Origin of the sequence: Mycobacterium sp. 852002-51152_SCH6134967 (genome assembly GCF_001667105.1) — a bacterium.
GTDB classification, from domain to species: domain Bacteria; phylum Actinomycetota; class Actinomycetes; order Mycobacteriales; family Mycobacteriaceae; genus Mycobacterium; species Mycobacterium neumannii_A.
In genome coordinates this window covers 132,007-147,221 of sequence record NZ_LZIK01000063.1, presented here as the reverse complement: position 1 = coordinate 147,221, position 15,215 = coordinate 132,007, and the positions used below count along the sequence as shown (strand labels likewise).

Annotated in this window: 15 protein-coding genes; 7 read left to right on the top strand and 8 right to left on the bottom strand. The window is 64.4% G+C overall.

What is annotated here, in order from left to right; all coding sequences use genetic code 11:
• Nucleotides 1–44 precede the first annotated feature (44 nt).
• Nucleotides 45–677: a TetR/AcrR family transcriptional regulator gene (locus tag A5790_RS19655; RefSeq protein ID WP_066847976.1), complete on the bottom strand. Its 633-nt coding sequence runs from the start codon at nt 675–677 to the stop codon at nt 45–47.
• Between the two features lie 39 nt (nt 678–716).
• Between A5790_RS19655 and A5790_RS19650 the strand changes: the two genes are divergently transcribed.
• Nucleotides 717–1,883 carry an ABC transporter substrate-binding protein gene (locus A5790_RS19650; RefSeq protein WP_066847973.1) on the top strand — a complete coding sequence of 389 codons (1,167 nt, stop codon included), beginning with the start codon at nt 717–719 and terminating at the stop codon, nt 1,881–1,883.
• Nucleotides 1,884–1,899: 16 nt separating this feature from the next.
• Here A5790_RS19650 and A5790_RS19645 read toward each other — a convergent pair whose 3' ends face one another.
• Nucleotides 1,900–2,988, bottom strand: coding sequence for a dihydrodipicolinate synthase (locus tag A5790_RS19645; RefSeq protein WP_066847969.1), 1,089 nt, complete (start codon nt 2,986–2,988; stop codon nt 1,900–1,902).
• A 125-nt stretch (nt 2,989–3,113) separates the two neighbouring features.
• On the opposite strand from A5790_RS19645, the gene A5790_RS19640 reads away from it, so the two are divergent.
• Nucleotides 3,114–4,352, top strand: coding sequence for a cytochrome P450 (locus A5790_RS19640; RefSeq protein WP_066847966.1), 1,239 nt, complete (start codon nt 3,114–3,116; stop codon nt 4,350–4,352).
• Nucleotides 4,353–4,364: 12 nt separating this feature from the next.
• Nucleotides 4,365–5,417 carry a dihydrodipicolinate reductase gene (locus tag A5790_RS19635; protein WP_066847964.1) on the top strand — a complete coding sequence of 351 codons (1,053 nt, stop codon included), beginning with the start codon at nt 4,365–4,367 and terminating at the stop codon, nt 5,415–5,417.
• A 14-nt stretch (nt 5,418–5,431) separates the two neighbouring features.
• Here A5790_RS19635 and A5790_RS19630 read toward each other — a convergent pair whose 3' ends face one another.
• On the bottom strand, nt 5,432–6,517 hold the full coding sequence (locus A5790_RS19630) for a dihydrodipicolinate reductase (protein WP_066847962.1): 1,086 nt from the start codon (nt 6,515–6,517) through the stop codon (nt 5,432–5,434).
• A 97-nt stretch (nt 6,518–6,614) separates the two neighbouring features.
• Between A5790_RS19630 and A5790_RS19625 the strand changes: the two genes are divergently transcribed.
• Entirely contained in the window at nt 6,615–7,457 is an 843-nt protein-coding gene (locus A5790_RS19625) for an SDR family oxidoreductase (RefSeq protein ID WP_066847960.1), read from the top strand.
• A gap of 23 nt (nt 7,458–7,480) precedes the next feature.
• Here the strand turns inward: A5790_RS19625 and A5790_RS19620 are convergent, their stop codons facing one another.
• Genes A5790_RS19620 through A5790_RS19610 form a run of 4 tightly spaced genes read right to left on the bottom strand, consistent with a single transcriptional unit; the run spans nt 7,481 to nt 9,888 of the window.
• Complete coding sequence (locus A5790_RS19620) at nt 7,481–8,284, bottom strand: SDR family NAD(P)-dependent oxidoreductase (RefSeq protein ID WP_066847957.1); 804 nt, start codon at nt 8,282–8,284, stop codon at nt 7,481–7,483.
• Between the two features lie 13 nt (nt 8,285–8,297).
• On the bottom strand, nt 8,298–9,056 hold the full coding sequence (locus A5790_RS19615) for an SDR family oxidoreductase (protein WP_066847954.1): 759 nt from the start codon (nt 9,054–9,056) through the stop codon (nt 8,298–8,300).
• A complete protein-coding gene (locus tag A5790_RS25560) occupies nt 9,053–9,247 on the bottom strand; it encodes a bacterioferritin-associated ferredoxin (RefSeq protein WP_082961797.1) in 195 nt (64 codons plus the stop codon). Before A5790_RS25560 ends, A5790_RS19615 begins: the two co-directional genes overlap by 4 nt.
• A complete protein-coding gene (locus A5790_RS19610; RefSeq protein ID WP_066847951.1) occupies nt 9,247–9,888 on the bottom strand; it encodes a hypothetical protein in 642 nt (213 codons plus the stop codon). The genes A5790_RS25560 and A5790_RS19610 overlap by 1 nt, the downstream gene beginning before the upstream one ends.
• A 187-nt stretch (nt 9,889–10,075) precedes the next feature.
• Here A5790_RS19610 and A5790_RS19605 point away from each other — a divergent pair, with 187 nt between their 5' ends.
• The 3 genes from A5790_RS19605 (at nt 10,076) to A5790_RS19595 (ending at nt 13,507) form a co-directional block, all read left to right on the top strand.
• A complete protein-coding gene (locus A5790_RS19605; RefSeq protein ID WP_066847947.1) occupies nt 10,076–11,272 on the top strand; it encodes a cytochrome P450 in 1,197 nt (398 codons plus the stop codon).
• Between the two features lies 1 nt (nt 11,273).
• Nucleotides 11,274–12,338: a spirocyclase AveC family protein gene (locus tag A5790_RS19600; protein ID WP_066847944.1), complete on the top strand. Its 1,065-nt coding sequence runs from the start codon at nt 11,274–11,276 to the stop codon at nt 12,336–12,338.
• Nucleotides 12,339–12,409: 71 nt separating this feature from the next.
• On the top strand, nt 12,410–13,507 hold the full coding sequence (locus A5790_RS19595) for a dihydrodipicolinate reductase (protein WP_197696839.1): 1,098 nt from the start codon (nt 12,410–12,412) through the stop codon (nt 13,505–13,507).
• Between the two features lie 27 nt (nt 13,508–13,534).
• On the opposite strand, the gene A5790_RS19590 is transcribed toward A5790_RS19595, so the two are convergent.
• Nucleotides 13,535–15,145 carry a class I adenylate-forming enzyme family protein gene (locus tag A5790_RS19590; protein ID WP_066847940.1) on the bottom strand — a complete coding sequence of 537 codons (1,611 nt, stop codon included), beginning with the start codon at nt 15,143–15,145 and terminating at the stop codon, nt 13,535–13,537.
• Between the last annotated feature and the right edge of the window lie 70 nt (nt 15,146–15,215).

Below are 15,215 nucleotides of genomic sequence, written 5' to 3'. Positions count from 1 at the left end.
TTCCATACGGTAGGCCATCATCCCGGGTCGCGAATCAACCACTACTACCGCCTGACCACCTTGCGCGGCTCCGTAGCGAAGCTGAGCAGAAGCCGGTCGAGAATGCGTGCCGCCCGACCGCGCGCGCGGCCGGGGCTTTTCGCGTGTGCCACCAGGAGCGCGCCCTCCTCGAGCGATGCGACGAGCATATGCGTGAGCTCGGCAACGGGCAGATCGTCGATGCTGCCTTCGGCGATGGCATTGCGCACCATCTCGTTGATCAACGCGATGCTGTTGTCCTCCTGGATCGCGCGCAGTGTCCGCCAGCCCAACACGACAGGCCCGTCGACCAACATGATGCGCTGCACCTCGGGTTCGAGTGCAGACTCGAGGAAGCCGTGAAGACCTGCGCAGAGTCGCTCCCACGAGTCCGCGCCGCGCGGCGGGGAGGACAGCGAACGCAAGGTGAGGTCCCGCTCGACCTCCTCGAACACCGCTCGGAAGAGTTCGGCCTTGTCCTTGAAGTGGTGATAGAAGGCGCCGCGGGTGCCGACGCCCGAGGTCGTGACCAAGTCGCCGATGCTGGTGTTGAAGTAGCCCTTCTCCACGAACAGGATGCGTCCGGCATCGATGAGATGACGCCGAGTTTGGTCGCCGCGAGCGCGTCGCTCGGAGTCCGTGCCACCACGCATGGCCATAGGGGCATCCTAGCGACATTCATTGTGTATGTTGCGGGGATGGCAGAGGAACAGGCCCGCGCATACGGTTCAGTGGCCCCGCTGAAAGTCGGTCTGCTCAACGACTATCCGACCAGGTCCAGCACCGAGGACGATACGCTGGACACGTTGCGGCTGGTGTTCGAGGAAGCGGGCTCCGCCGGGCTTGTCGACCGGCCGATCGAAGTGGTGCGGCGCGACGTCATCGGCCTGCCCAATGGCACCTACCATGCCGTCGAACGCGGTTACGACGAGCTGGTCGCCGAAGGCTGCCTGGTCATCTTCGGCCCGTACGTCTCCGATAACGCGGTGCCGCTGTCCGCGCACGCCGACCGCGTGGCCAAGGTTCCGAATCTCATCCTGTCGGGATCGGAGGAGGCGCTGGGGGAGTGGACGTTCGCGCTCAACAACGGATCGATGCCCGAGGAGCCGGTCATGCTGGCCGCGGTGATGCTCGGCGACGCAAGGTCGCGCATCGCCATCGCTTATGAGGCCTCTCTCATCGGCAAGGAGTATCTGGCGTTCGCCGAGAAGGCTTATTCCGCAGCGGGATTGAAGGTCGTGGCCACGGCGGCCATCCCTCAGGTCGAAGCGGACAAGGAGGCGGTGGTCGCCCAACTGCGGGCGGCCGGTCCCGATGCGCTGGTGCACGTCGGTTTCGGCCACGGGTTGTGGGGCTTCTCGGACGCCTTGGAGAGTGCCGGCTGGGATCCGCCGCGCTACACCACGACGGCGTTCGAGATGGCGCACATCAACGCCGAGTGGATGCATCACCTGCGCGGCTGGATCGGTCTTGACAGCTACGACGAGCGAAACCGCATCGGTCAGGCCTTCCTCGACCGGTTCGAGTCGCGCTACGGCCGCCGACCGGCGCACTCGATGCCGGGCCTGTGCCACGACGTCGCGACCGTGATCGCCCGCGGCTTAGCGGCTGCGAGGCCGCTGACCGGCGAAGGTGTCAAGCACGGAATCGAGCAGGTGAAGCTCGTGCCGTCGGCGAGCGGAGCCCCGGGGACGTTCCTCCGGTTCGGCCGTTACATCAGGCAGGGTTGGCTGGGCTCCGATTACCTGATCGCGCGCCGAGTGCTACCGGACGGAAGCGGACACGTATTCCACGCGGCGCCGAGCGACAACATCGCACGCGCGGTGAATTTTCACGAGACTGAGCTTGCGCACGAAGTGACGTGAATTTCCGTGCAGATCCTCAGTTTCGGCGCCGGCTCCCCAGCTGGATCGCACCGAACACCGGTGCCGTGACGATCCCCGGCGGCTGGGCCCTCACGTAAGGGATCGCCCGGACTGCGCCCATCGCGATCATCAGATGCCCCGGTTGCGCGTGCTGCCCGTTGGGCACCTTGCCGTCCCAGCCGACGTCGAGCGCGAGCTCGAAACTCGGTTCGCCCTTGATGACGGCGCGGATCAGCGGCGCCTTCTCTCCCGGGGCAAGCGGCGTGAGCCCCCACTGGGGCAGATCCCGCGTGAGGACCCATTCCTCGTGGATGGCCAGCAGCGGGCGGCCTGACCAGTGTCCGACCCATGAGAACCGTTGGCCGACGACCGTTCCCGCCTCGATAGTGCCTGCGGGCACCTCGAGGTCGTGAGGAAGCGTCGTGGCATCAACGGAGACCTCGACGTGCGACAGTGTGACGCCGAGGACGTCGGCGGTAGCGTTGAGCGCCTGACGGTACGCCATGTCGAGCTTCTGGATGATCGGCGAGTCGACACTGACGTCTTCGGGCGGTCGACCCATGCCCATGAGGTCGACGAGCATGGGTCTGCTGTCGACGGCCGACACGTCGGTCGCTTCGTAGAGGTCGATGCGGTCGATCGACTTGCTCAGTCCCGTCACCGTCGCCACCAGGCGTTCGAACATGAACCCCGGATTCTCTCCCGCGGCGTGGAAGCGGGACTGTCCAGCGCGACATGCTTTGACGAACGCCTCCTCGGTCTCGCTGCCGTAGGTGGGCAGGTGGTTGTAGGACGTCGTCGTGATGACGTCGGTGCCCGCCGCGAGCAGTCCGCAGATGTCGTCGGCGTTGGTGTCAACGGCATGGGCCTTGCTGGCGGTATGAATGACGACGTCAGCCCCTAGTCCGAAGATCTCGTCTTTGTCGGTGGTGGCGAGCACGCCCGTGGTCGGCGGGAGACCACACAGTGCGCCGGCATCCAGCCCCTCCTTGGCCGGGTCGTACACGAGGACGCCGACCAATTGAAAATCAGGGTTCTCGATCAGTTCGGCCAGTGCAGCGCGACCGACGGCGCCTGTGGCCCATTGGACGACCCGAGTTACCAATCGAACGCTCCCGGTGTGCTTTTCGCTGAGGCTATGGCTTGGCTTCGGCCAAACGTACATGATGGAGGTCGGCAACCACCAGGGTGTATGTTGATAGCGGCCGATCCGCAGTGAGGAGTCGTCGCATGTTCGAGCCGGCGAGCGTCGAGGATCTCGAGCAGAGCATTCGAGACGCTCAGGACAAATTCAATGCAGGGATGGGCGCGGACGGTGACGCCACCCCCTATCCCTTCCTCAAGGAGCTGCGGGCACAGGCGCCGGTGCATGCTGGGTGGCCGGAGATGGGCATGATCGGTAATTCGGGAGACGGCCCGCCAACCTTCACGGCGTACACGTTCGACACCGTCAAGGCGATCTTCACCGACAACATCACCTTCAGCACCCGGTGTTACGAGGACGTAGTACGGCCACTTCAGGGCCCCACCATCCTCGAGATGCAGGACCCCGAACACGCGATTTACCGCAAGCTGCACGAGTTCGCCTTCGCTCGCTCATCGATGAAGCGTTGGGATACCGAACTCGTCGGCCCGCTGGTGGACCAGACCATCGCGAAGATCAAGGCTGCCAAGCGGGCCGACCTGGTCGACGCGGTGTTCATGCCGATTCCGGTACGTGTGATCGCTGCCCTGTTGGGTTTGCCCGATTCCGATGTGTTGCATTTCCACCGACTCGCGATCGACCTGCTGGGCTTCCGCGCCGACATGGACCGCGCGATGCGGGCGTCGGCGACGATGAAGGAGTACTTCGTCGGGATTCTGGCCGAGAAGCGGAAAGCGCCCAGGGATGACATGGTGTCGATCCTCGCGGGTGCGGAGATCAACGGCGTCAAGATGTCCGACGAACAGATCTACGGTTTCATGCGCAACCTACTGCCCGCGGGCGCCGAGACCACGTCCCGCTCGACTGCCAGCCTGGCCTACGCATTGCTCACCCATCCTGATCAGCTCGACGCGGTGCGCGCCGACCGCAGCCTGCTGCCGCAGGCGATCGAGGAAGGCATTCGCTGGGAAACCCCGCTGCTCAATTTCATGCGCGAGGTCACCCGCGACACCGAGATCGGCGGGGTTCACGTACCCGAGGGTGCGACGATGATGCTCAGTCTCGGCAGCGCGAACCACGACGAAAGGCGGTGGAATGAACCGGAGGAGTTCGACATTTTCCGGGAACGCAAGCCGCACATCGGGTTCGCGCACGGCGCCCATGTCTGCCTGGGCATGCATCTGGCTCGGCTCGAGACCACGAAGATCTTCAACGCCTTGTTCGACGAATTGCCCGGACTCCGGCTCGATCCGGACGCGCCGGCGCCCTACATTACCGGAACGATGTTCCGGTCGCCCCCTCGCCTCGACGTCGTGTGGAATTGAGGGAGCACCCGTATGACGCGAGTGATTCAGTGGGCGACCGGCGTAACGGGAATGATGGCGCTTCGCCACATCCTCGGCCGGCCGGATCTCTCTGTCGTCGGTGTTCGGGTCTACGATCCGGCGAAAGCCGCTGTCGACGCGGGCACGTTGTGCGGTGCCGGTGAGGCCGGAGTGGTCACCAGCGACGACCGCGACGCCATCATCGCCACCGATGCCGACGTCGTGCTCTACATGGGCAAGGTCGAGACCGACACCCCGGGATGCTTCGCCGATGTCTGTGACCTGCTCGCTTCGGGTAAGAATGTTGTCGCCACGGGTAGCAGGTTCGTCCATCTCCGCTCACTGCACGAATCGCTGGCCGACGACATCGAAACTGCCTGTGAAACAGGCCGATCATCATTCCTCGGGGTGGGCCTGTACCCGGGCTTCTTCGGCGAGTCGATCGCGCCTCTACTGTCGCGGCTCACACAGCAGACGAACCGGATCAGCGTCCGCGAGGTGCTCAACTACTCCACCTACGCCAGTCACGACTTGATCTTCAATGCCATGGGTTTCGGGCACGCACCCGACGACACCACCCCACTGCTCGCCAACACCGAGTATGCGGCGAGCGCGTGGATCGGTAGTGCGACGGTTCTTGCTCAGGCGCTCGGACTGCGAATCCGCGCGGTCGATGGCTTCCGTGAGGTCGTGACGACGCCGCGGGCGTTGACCGTCGCCGCGGGCGAGATCCCCTCGGGCACCGTCGGTGCGATGCGGTTCGGCGTGGTCGTCGACTGCGGCGAGACCACGCTATCGGTCGAGCATCTCACCCGCATGGCTGATGATCTGGCGCCGCACTGGCCGAACGAGACCGGATACGATCTCGCCTTCGAAGGCGAGCCGAACATGCGAATACACCTCGAAATCGGTTCTCCCGGAGAAGACCACGCCGAACAGGGGTGCTTGGCCACCGCGATGCATGCGATCAACGCCATACCCACGGTCGTCGCGGCTGAGCCGGGGCTTTATGACCTGTCGGACATCGCGCCGTTCGTCGCGCATTGGACGAACCGCAGGGGCTAGCTGGGCCAGCGACGTCAGGGCTTGTTTCCGAATCCTGTGTAGCTACGGATGAGGGGCAGGTCCGCCATCGTCGCGAACCCTGCGGGGGCCGCGCAGACCGCCGGGATGGCGTTGACGACCTGCATCGCCACCGTTATGAGACCGGCGCGGACGTGCTCTGAGATCGATGCCTCGCGCGAGAAGCTGGCCAGTGGAAAGAAGTGCGTACGCATGGACGGGTCACCCTCGATGGTCAGTGTCCAGCCATCGAGCGGTTGCGGCCAGTGGTCGGGATATTCGCCGCCGACGGTCCAGAGCGTTTCGAATTCGATCAGCGGCTCACCGCGGCGATGGCCGATGAAATTCCAGCGCTGTCCGGCCGTGCTGCCCTGCCGCACCACGTGATCGAAGACCTGGAGGTCCTTGGTCGCCTGCGCCGTTTCCAGGGACACCGAGACGCCGTCGATGTCGGCATTCAAGCTGTCGGAGATGAACCAGGTCTGCTCGACGAACAGCTTCGTCAGAAAACTCAGGTAACCATTGGCGGTGGGGGTGACGTCATCAACCGGTCGGCCGAACCACATTCCATCGAAAGTGATTTCGGTGCTCTCCCACAGCGTCCAATCAGCTCTCTCCTGCAGGGTCAGGCGCTCGATTGTGCGGCTCATGCCCGACAGCGCCAGCGGCAGCACACCGGACAGATTGCCCGGGTTGAGGCCACTGCCGTGGATGGTGCTGTTGCCCTTCTCACACGCCGCCAGAAGCTTGTCCCTGTCGGCCTCGGGAATGCGCCGAGGATGGAACAGAAATGACGGCGTTGCCACATTCTTGCCGCTCTCGAGCAGAGCACAGACATCGTCGAGATCGGTGAAAGACGGCGCGTACAACACGAGGTCGGCTTCCAGCGCGAGGATGGCGGCGACATCGGTGGTGGCGGTGACGCCGATGGGAGCTCTGTTGACGAGCGTCCCGATGTCGACCCCGTTCTTGGCGTCGGAATACACGCGGGCTCCGACCAACTCGAGGTCGGGGCGGTGATCGAGGATGGTGGTGATCATCTCGGAGCCGACGGAGCCGGTCGCCCACTGAATGATGCGCAATGGGCGAGCACCGGCGGTCATGGGGCGGCCCCGTTCGAAACCGTCACGGTGCGACAGTACACCGGTGATAACGTAGGTTCTCACAATCGGTAAATGAAGTTCTCGACAGGAGCGTGCCGTGGACGATGTGCTGAGGTACCGGGGCAAGTCGGTGGTCGTAACGGGTGCGGCGTCGGGCATGGGCCAGGCGACCGCGCAAATCCTCGTCGAGCTCGGTGCGACGGTCACCGCCCTGGACATCAAACCCACGACCGCGCCGGTCGCCCGCGCGCTACAGATCGATCTTCGCGACCCGAAGAGCATCGATGAGGTCGCGGCGTCCATCGACGGCCCCGTCGACGGGCTCTTCAGTTGTGCGGGGCTGCCCGGTCCGCCGTTCAGCGAATGGGACACGATTCTGGTCAACTTCGTCGGAGCGCGTCACCTGGCCGAGCAGCTCGTGCCGAAGATGCCCGAAGGGTCGGCCATCAGCGTGATTTCGTCGTCGGCCGCGATCGGCTGGCAGGACCACATCAAGGTCATCACCGGGCTACTCGAGACCAAGGGGTTCGAGGCAGCCGTCGAATGGCTGACCGCCAACGAAAAGTTGTGGTCGTGGAGCGGCTACGCCTACTCGAAGTACATCATCGATGCGTGGGTGGGCTGGTGGTACCCCGAACTCGGACGCCGCGGCATCCGCATCAATTGCATCAACCCAGGCCCCACCGAGACGGCGATGATGCCGGCATTCCAGGACCTGATGGGCAAGGACACCGTCGATCAGGCGGTCGGACCGGTCGGACGGTATTCGACTGCCGAGGAGCAAGCCTGGCCGCTGGTCTGCCTCGGCAGCCCGCGGTTCAGTTATGTCGGCGGTGAGGTGCTGTGGACCGACGGCGGTTGGAACGGTGCTATGACGATGGGCCGGCACCAAGCGCAGTGGGCCGACACGGCCGCCGCAGAGATGTCGAAGAACAGCTGAGCGCCCCGGAAAGACGCTCGCATTCAGATGAAGTCCGAGCCGCCGTCGACGTTGACGGTGGCACCGGTGACATAGCCGTTACGGCGCGACGCCAGATAAGCTGCTGTCGAGGCGATTTCCTCCGGTAGCCCAGCCCGGCCGAGATCACAGGGGTGCCCGTAGGTCCGCTCCACCCACGTCATCACATCGTGCGGATCCGCGGAGTCCAGTCCTTCGGCGGCCAGCACGTCCTTGAGGATCTCGGTGAAGCTCGCGGTCACGATGGTGCCCGGGCATACGCAGTTGACGAGGATGCCCTCGGGCCCAAGGCTCTTCGATAAATTCTTGGTGAAGCTCGACAGTGCCGCCTTCGTCGCGGTATAGGCGACGAGCCGCGGGCTCTGACGCTGGATCGAGTGTGCGGACAAGGTGACGATGCGTGCCCACTCGGCGGCGCGCAGCAGTGGGAGCGCCATGCGTACCGACCGGACTGCCGCCATTGTGCCCAGGCCGAAGGCGGCATACCAGTCGTCGTCATCGAGTTCGTCGAAGGTGCCGGCACCCGGCCCGACCGTGTGAACCAACGCATTGAGCCGGCCCCAGGCTTCGCTGACTGCGGCGTACCCGGCCGTGATTGACTCGGCGTCGGCCATGTCGACGCTCAGTGCGAGCACCTCAGGCGCCCCGGCGTTGCGGATCCGCTCGGTCGCCGCGTCGAGGCCCTGTCGTCCGCGCGCCATGATCGCCACCGACGCTCCTTCGGCGCCCAGCGTTTCGGCGATCGCCAGTCCCATCCCCTTACTGCCGCCGGTGACGACTGCGGTCGCCCCTTCGAAGCCCAAATCCATTGACGGAGTCCTTCTATCGGCCTGTGCTCAGGCGGGGGGCCAGATGCACGATGTCGCTCACGACCGTGGGGTTGGCGCGAGACATGGCGATCAACGACAGCATGGCGTTGGCCACGTCGTTGACGGCGGACATTTTCGCCGGAATCTGACCCTCCTGTGCCCAGGCCCGGTACAGATCGGCCAGTAAGTCGCGGTCCGCCCCGCGGAGGATCTCAGTGCCCTCCGTCGGGCCGACGCTAACACGGATGACGGCCAGTTCCGGATGCTCGGCCCGCCATGACCGCAGGATTTCGTCCAGAGCGGCCTTGCTTGCGTGGTAGGCCGCGACGCCCGCGCGTGGCCTACCGACATCATGGCTCGACGCGACCAGCACAACCGCGTCGTCGGCGAGGTGGGGGAGGGCCGCACGCAGCGCATGCGACGCGCCTACCGCGTTGACGGCGTAGGCGTGTAGCCACGTCGTGACGTCGGTCTCCTCGATCAAGGCGAATGGCACTACAGCGCTGGTGAATACCACCGCATCGAGCTGACCGAACATCATGGCCACCTCGTCGACGACCCGCTCGATGGCGCGTGGATCGGAGACGTCGAGCTCGTGTGCGGAACCGTCGAGTTGCTCCGCGAGTCCGGACAGGGGCTCGACCCGTCTGGCCGCGAGCGCGACTCGGGCTCCCCTGGTGTGAGCCGCGCGCGCGAGTGCGTGGCCGATGCCCGACGATGCGCCGATCACGAGCATCCGCGCGCCCTCGATATTGGAGTGTCGATCGCTCATGCCGTGCTTCTCCTACCTGATTCCGTGCCCGCTTCCGCGGATTTGATGATCGAGCGGATCGTTCGTCGGCACCTACCGCAGTCCGATCCGGCGCCGCACGCGTCGGACACCTGCCGCGACGTCTTGGCGCCTGAGGCGACGGCTTCTGAGACCACCTCGATCGTTATGCCGAGACACAGGCAGACGTACATCAGTGCAGATCCGTCCCGGCCGTCTCGGCCAGTCGCATCGCGTGGACGAACCGCCCGACGAAGACGGGCGGATACGCGCCGACGCCGGCGGATGTCAGCCACTCCGAGGCGATGTCGGAATTCGCGACCCACTGCAGCGCGGTACGAGCCGTCGCAAGCTGATGGAGAAAGAGCACTTCGCGAGGGGTGTCGAAGGCGCGGTACACGAGTGTCCGGCGAATTCCTGAGCGGGCGAAGTCGGCGAGTGATTCGCGCACACGAGCCATGAAGACCTCGACGTTCTGGATCCGGGTGACGGCGGCGACCACCACCTCGGTACCCGGCGCGGGTGGTTCGCCGAGGTCGAAGCGCTCGACGACTTCGCCTGCGAAGACGGCGGGAAGATCTTCGATGCCGACCGCGTCGAACCAGTCAAAGAAATACGGCGAACGGAGGAGGTCGAGCAGCGGCCGTTCGGTTCGGATGCCGATGACGACCAGGACCTTCCCAGGATCGACCACCGACTCGTACACGAACGCATATCGGGCACCGAGATCGCGAAGACTTTCCTCGTGCTGCGCGAGTACCGGTCCCACGCGCTCGGATTCGGCGATGCGGAACTCGACGGCGAAGATGAAGCTGCGAACGGCGGCTGGAGCCATTCCCGCCTCCTTCGATTCCGTTTCTACCTAGGTGCACCCGACCTTTCTGCGATGCGAGAATTCATATTCTCATACGTGAGTTGGTCGCGGTAGACGGCGGTGACACTGGTGAACCTGGGCACGTATCTGGAGGGCGGCCGGTGAGAAATCCGCCGTGGCGGCCTTCGATAACGCCTATTCTCGCGGTGTGACCTACAGGGTGAAGGTTGAGCCGTACTACGACCCGTTCGACTTCGACATCGACGACGATCCTTACCCCGTGTGGAGGAGGCTGCGCAACGAAGCGCCGCTCTACCGCAACGACAAGTACGGTTTCTACGCGCTGAGCAGGCACACCGACGTCGCCCGCGAGCTGGCCAACTGGGAGGTTTACCGCTCGGGTAAGGGCACCACCATCGACATCATTCTCAACGGCGTCGAGGTACCGCCGGGCATCATTCTGTTCGAGGACCCCCCGATCCACGACTTCCACCGTCGTCTGTTGTCGGGTGTGTTCACGCCACGGCGCATGGCTGCCATCGAACCGCTGGCGCGAGAGTTCTGCCGGCACGCATTGGAACCACTGGAGAACGCCGAGACCTTCGACTTCATCGCCGACCTCGGAGCATGGATGCCGATGCGAACCATCGGATACCTGTTGGGCATACCGGAGGACAGGCAGATCGCCATCCGCCAGAACACCGACCGGCTTCTCGAACTCAAAGACGGCGAACTGGTCGATGTGGCCGACGACATGCTGACGCGACAAGGTTCGATGCTCGAGGAGTTCATCGATTGGCGTTACGACCACCCATCAGATGATCTGATGACCGAACTGGTCAACGCCGAGATCGAGGAACGCGACGGTAGCCGCAGGCGATTGACCCGCGGAGAGGTGTTGACCTATACCGGCACCCTCGTCGGCGCGGGAAACGAAACGACAACGCGGCTGATCGGCTTTGCCGGACAACTGCTCTCGGATCATCCGGACCAACGCCGCGAACTGGCGGCGGATTTCAGTCTCATCCCCGCGGCGATCGAGGAGGTGCTGCGCTACGAGGCACCGTCGCCTGTACAGGCGCGACACGTAGCTCATGATGTTGAATTCTATGGCCAGACGGTCGCCGAGGGCTCGGTGATGCTGCTGATCAACGGATCGGCGAATCGGGACGAGCGGCAGTACCCGGACGCAGACGGTTTCGACATCCACCGGCGGGCCACTCATTTGTCATTCGGCCGCGGAATCCACTTCTGCCTTGGCGCCGCGCTCGCGCGGATGCAAGCGCGCGTCGCGCTCGAGGAGGTTCTGAACCGATGGCCGGACTGGGAAGTCGACTACGCGGCGGCCAAACGCGCTCACACCACCAGCGTCAGAGGGTGGGCCACGCTTCCGGTGGTGGTCTGAGGTGACCAATACCGTTGACCGCACGCCGAACTCCGCTCACGGAGAACCGGCCGAGGCCCATATCTCGCCGTGGCCTGCCAGGATCGGGTGGTCGCTGTTCTTCATCACCTACCTCACCTTCGCCATCGTGACGGTCGCGAACATTCAGACAGGTCTGCAGGGGGACCCGAAGAGAGCGAACCCGAATCCCGGCCCCGATCCGTATCCGCCGTTTCTCGGCTTCGACAACTGGCCGCTGGCCGTATCCATCAGCTCGATCCCGTTGGCGATCGGCCTGATCGCCGTCCTGACGTGGTTGTCGTGGCGGCAACGGAAGGTGCACTGGGCGGTGATCATTGCGTTCGCCGGCCTGATCACCGGGGCGTTGGATCCATTGGCGAACTGGGCGACGTTCGCGATATTCGATCCGCGCATGTTGCACTTCCCGCTGTCCTGGCCGTACGTGAACATCTCACCGAACCTTGAACCGGCGCTGGCGTTCCTGGGGGGCTACGCCGCTTACTACCTGCTGAACGGTTTGGGCTTCTTGAAGCTGCACGACAGCCTCTTGGATCCGCTGATGCGTCGCGCCGGCTGGTTGGCGCCCCGCAGGCTGCTTCGGGTGTTCATCGGTGCGACGATCATCGCCGTCCCGATCAATGGGCTCATCCAGTTCACCTGGATGAGAGCCGGAATCTTCTACTACACAGAGGCCGTCGGGCCGGTGCTGCACATCGGACATATCCACTTTCCCGTGATCATGGCGGTGTACGACGCCCCGATCTTCGCCATGGTCGCCGTGATGTGCGTGCGGGACGAGAGTGGCGAACTGGTGTTGATCAATCGACTCGCGCGCTGGTTGCCCGCGAGGCGGGGACGCCCAAAGGTGACGCTGACTCGGCAGTTGTTGATATCTGTGACTGTGGGCCTGGTGTCGTTCGCTGTGCCGCTGGCCGTGTTGTCCGGGCTGAGGGAGGCAGGTCTGTCGCGACCCTCCTTCGATCAGAACCCGTATCCGGATGTGAACCTGTACGACCCATACGGTCATCTCGAGGAAGCCGGCAAGCCGGGACCGTTCTACCGCTGACATGGTCCATCCCAGGTCAGTCCCACGATAACGAGAACTGTTGCCCCGCAGGGGTGAGGAGGGAGACAACCATGACCGACTTCTCCGGCCGTCGCTATCGAGTTGTCCACGTCGGCACCGGGTTGACCGGTAGGGAGGCGTTGCGCGCCGTCATCGGGGACCCCTCGCTCGATCTCGTCGGGGTGAAGGTGTCGACACCGGAAAAGGCCGGGATGGACGCAGGCGAACTGTGCGGGGCGCCGTCGGTCGGAGTACGTGCGACCGATGACCTCTCGGCCGTTCTCGCGCTGCAACCCGACTGCGTGACCTATTGCGCGACCGCCGTTCGACGCGAAGAAGAGGCGATTTCCGACATCGCCACGTACCTCAACGCCGGGGTCAATGTGGTCACGTTCTCGCTGATCCCGATGATCTATCCCCGAGCCGCTCCCGCGCCATGGCGGGAAGCCCTGGAAAAGGCGGCCGCTCAGGGTAATTCAACGTTCTATGCCACCGGCAGCGAGCCGGGGTTCATCAGCCTGAACATCCCCACAGCGCTGCTGGCCGGAGCGGGTCGGGTCGACTCGTACCGGATGGACGAGTACGCGGTCGACCTCGACAAGTCATACCCGATATGGGACGTCCTGCATGAGTCGATGGGATTCGGTAAGCCCGACGGCCATGTGCCGGTGAGGATCGCGTCGGGGAAGGTCAACAAGGACTGGGGCACGGTGGTGACCTACATCGCCGACATCCTCGGATTCGAACTCGATGGAATAGAACTGGATTGGGAGACGCTGCTCGCGCCGGCCGACCTCCCGACCGCACTCGGTGCCATCCCCGAGGGGACGATCTGTGCGCATCGGTGGCAGCTCGCCGGCATCGTGGGCGGTCGCCCCGCCGTCGCGGTTCAGTATTTCGCGACGGTCAGTAGCACGCCGTGGCCCGATCGTTGGCCCAAACCGGCGCGTGAAGGCCAAGGTGGAATGGTCTTCCGCGTCAACGGCAATCCCAACATGAACCTCGAACTGCACCTGGAGCAGTCGCACGACGACCGGGTGAATCCCGGCGTCGCGGCCACGGCGTTCGCGGCGGTGAACGCCATCCCGAGCGTGGTCAAAGCGCCACCTGGCGTGATCACCAGCCCCCTGTCTGGGCCGTCGGTCGTCACCCGGCAGTCCAGCGCTTAGCTGCTTGACCGCTGACGCCTGCCGCGCTCACCTTCCTGACAAGCGATCACTGAGCCGCTTTGCGAGGTCCGACTTCTTGACCTTTCCCGTGGCAGTGAACGGCAGCGACTCTTTGTCTGTCACCCAAATGAACTTCGGAACTTTATATGCCGAAAGGCGACTGCGGATGTCTGCCCGCAAAGCCTCGGCATCCAGCTGCGCGTCGCCGCGCGGAACCACCGCCGCGGCCACGATCGTTCCGTTGTGGCCATCCTCGGCGCCGACGACGTATGCCTCGAGAACGCCGTCACAATCGGACAGGGCCGATTCCACTTCTCCCGGAGTGACGTTGGTTCCGCCGCTCGTTTTGATCAGGTCGCCCAACCGCCCGGTGAACTTGATCCAGCCGTCGTCGTACTGGACTCCACAGTCACCCGTGCGGTAGTAGCCGTCCGGAGTGAACACGTCCTCGCGCTCACGCTTGTACAGCCGCTGCATCAATGAGTAACCGCGTACCCAGATTTCACCATCACGACCCGGGGGCACGGGCTCTCCCGTCGCGGGATCGACGAGAACATGCGTCAACCCTTCGATCGAGTATCCGCCCGTCACCGAGCGATCGGCTGGCTGCGGTGGATACGGGTCGACGCCGATGTGGTTACCGCACAGTTCGGTCATCCCCAGCGCATTTGGGCCCTCAGGGCGTCGTTCGGGGGGCACCATGGCGGGCATGCTGGTCCGCTGCACCGAGCTGAGGTCGCGCCGCACGAAGTCAGGGTGTTCGGCCAGCGATTTCCCTTGCTGCGGCCAACCCAGCGTGATGGTCGCGCGATGACGCTCGATCAACTCCAGCGCGTCAGCGGCGTCGAACGCCGGTTGGGTGACAAGGGTCGCGCCGTGGTGGATCACCGCGTGGATGCCGGTGATCAGGCCGCCGACCCAGAAGAACGGCATCGCGGTGAACATCACCGTGTCGTTGGTGACCCCGTAGTGAAAGGTCAGGTTGTAGGTGTGGCGCACCAACGTGCCGTGCGTGTGCACAGGGCCTTTCGGATCTCCGGTGCTGCCCGAGGTGTAGATGATCATCGCGTCGTCGGCCGGCGTCACGCACGACTCGACCTCGGCTAGGAAGTCGTCGTCATATCTCCCAGCGGTGCTGACCGGTAGCGCCGTCGCCCACGGGCGGTCGCAGCGTCCCCACACCGCGATCGTGCGTAGAAACGGCGCGTTCGACACGGCCAGCCTGCCGGGACTGCCCTGGTCGGCGAGGCCGGGCAGCGCCTCCTCGAGGCGGTCGAGGAAACTGTGGTGCCGGAAGCTCGAGAGGGCGAGGATCGCGCGTAGATCGGCATGACGGGCGGTCCACGCCAGCTCAGACGATTTGTAGAACGTATTGAGCGGCACCGCGACCGCGCCGATACGGGTGGTCGCGAACCAGGCGATCGCCCACTCGACGCTGTTGGGCATCAGGATGCCTACGTGGTCGCCCTTTCCGAAGCCTTCGTCGAGCAGCGCCATCGCCAACCGCGCGGACTGCTGGTCCAGGTCGGTGTAGGTCAGCGTGTGACCATCCGAGATGAGAAACGGCTTGTCTCCGAACTGCGCCGCAGACGACCTGACAAGGGCGGGAATCGTTGGCGTGAGTGTCGGGAAGGGCACGAGGTGAAGTCCTTAGCAATCCTGCGCTCGAACGGGCTGGCCTCAACAGGATAGCCATCCTCACCCAAAA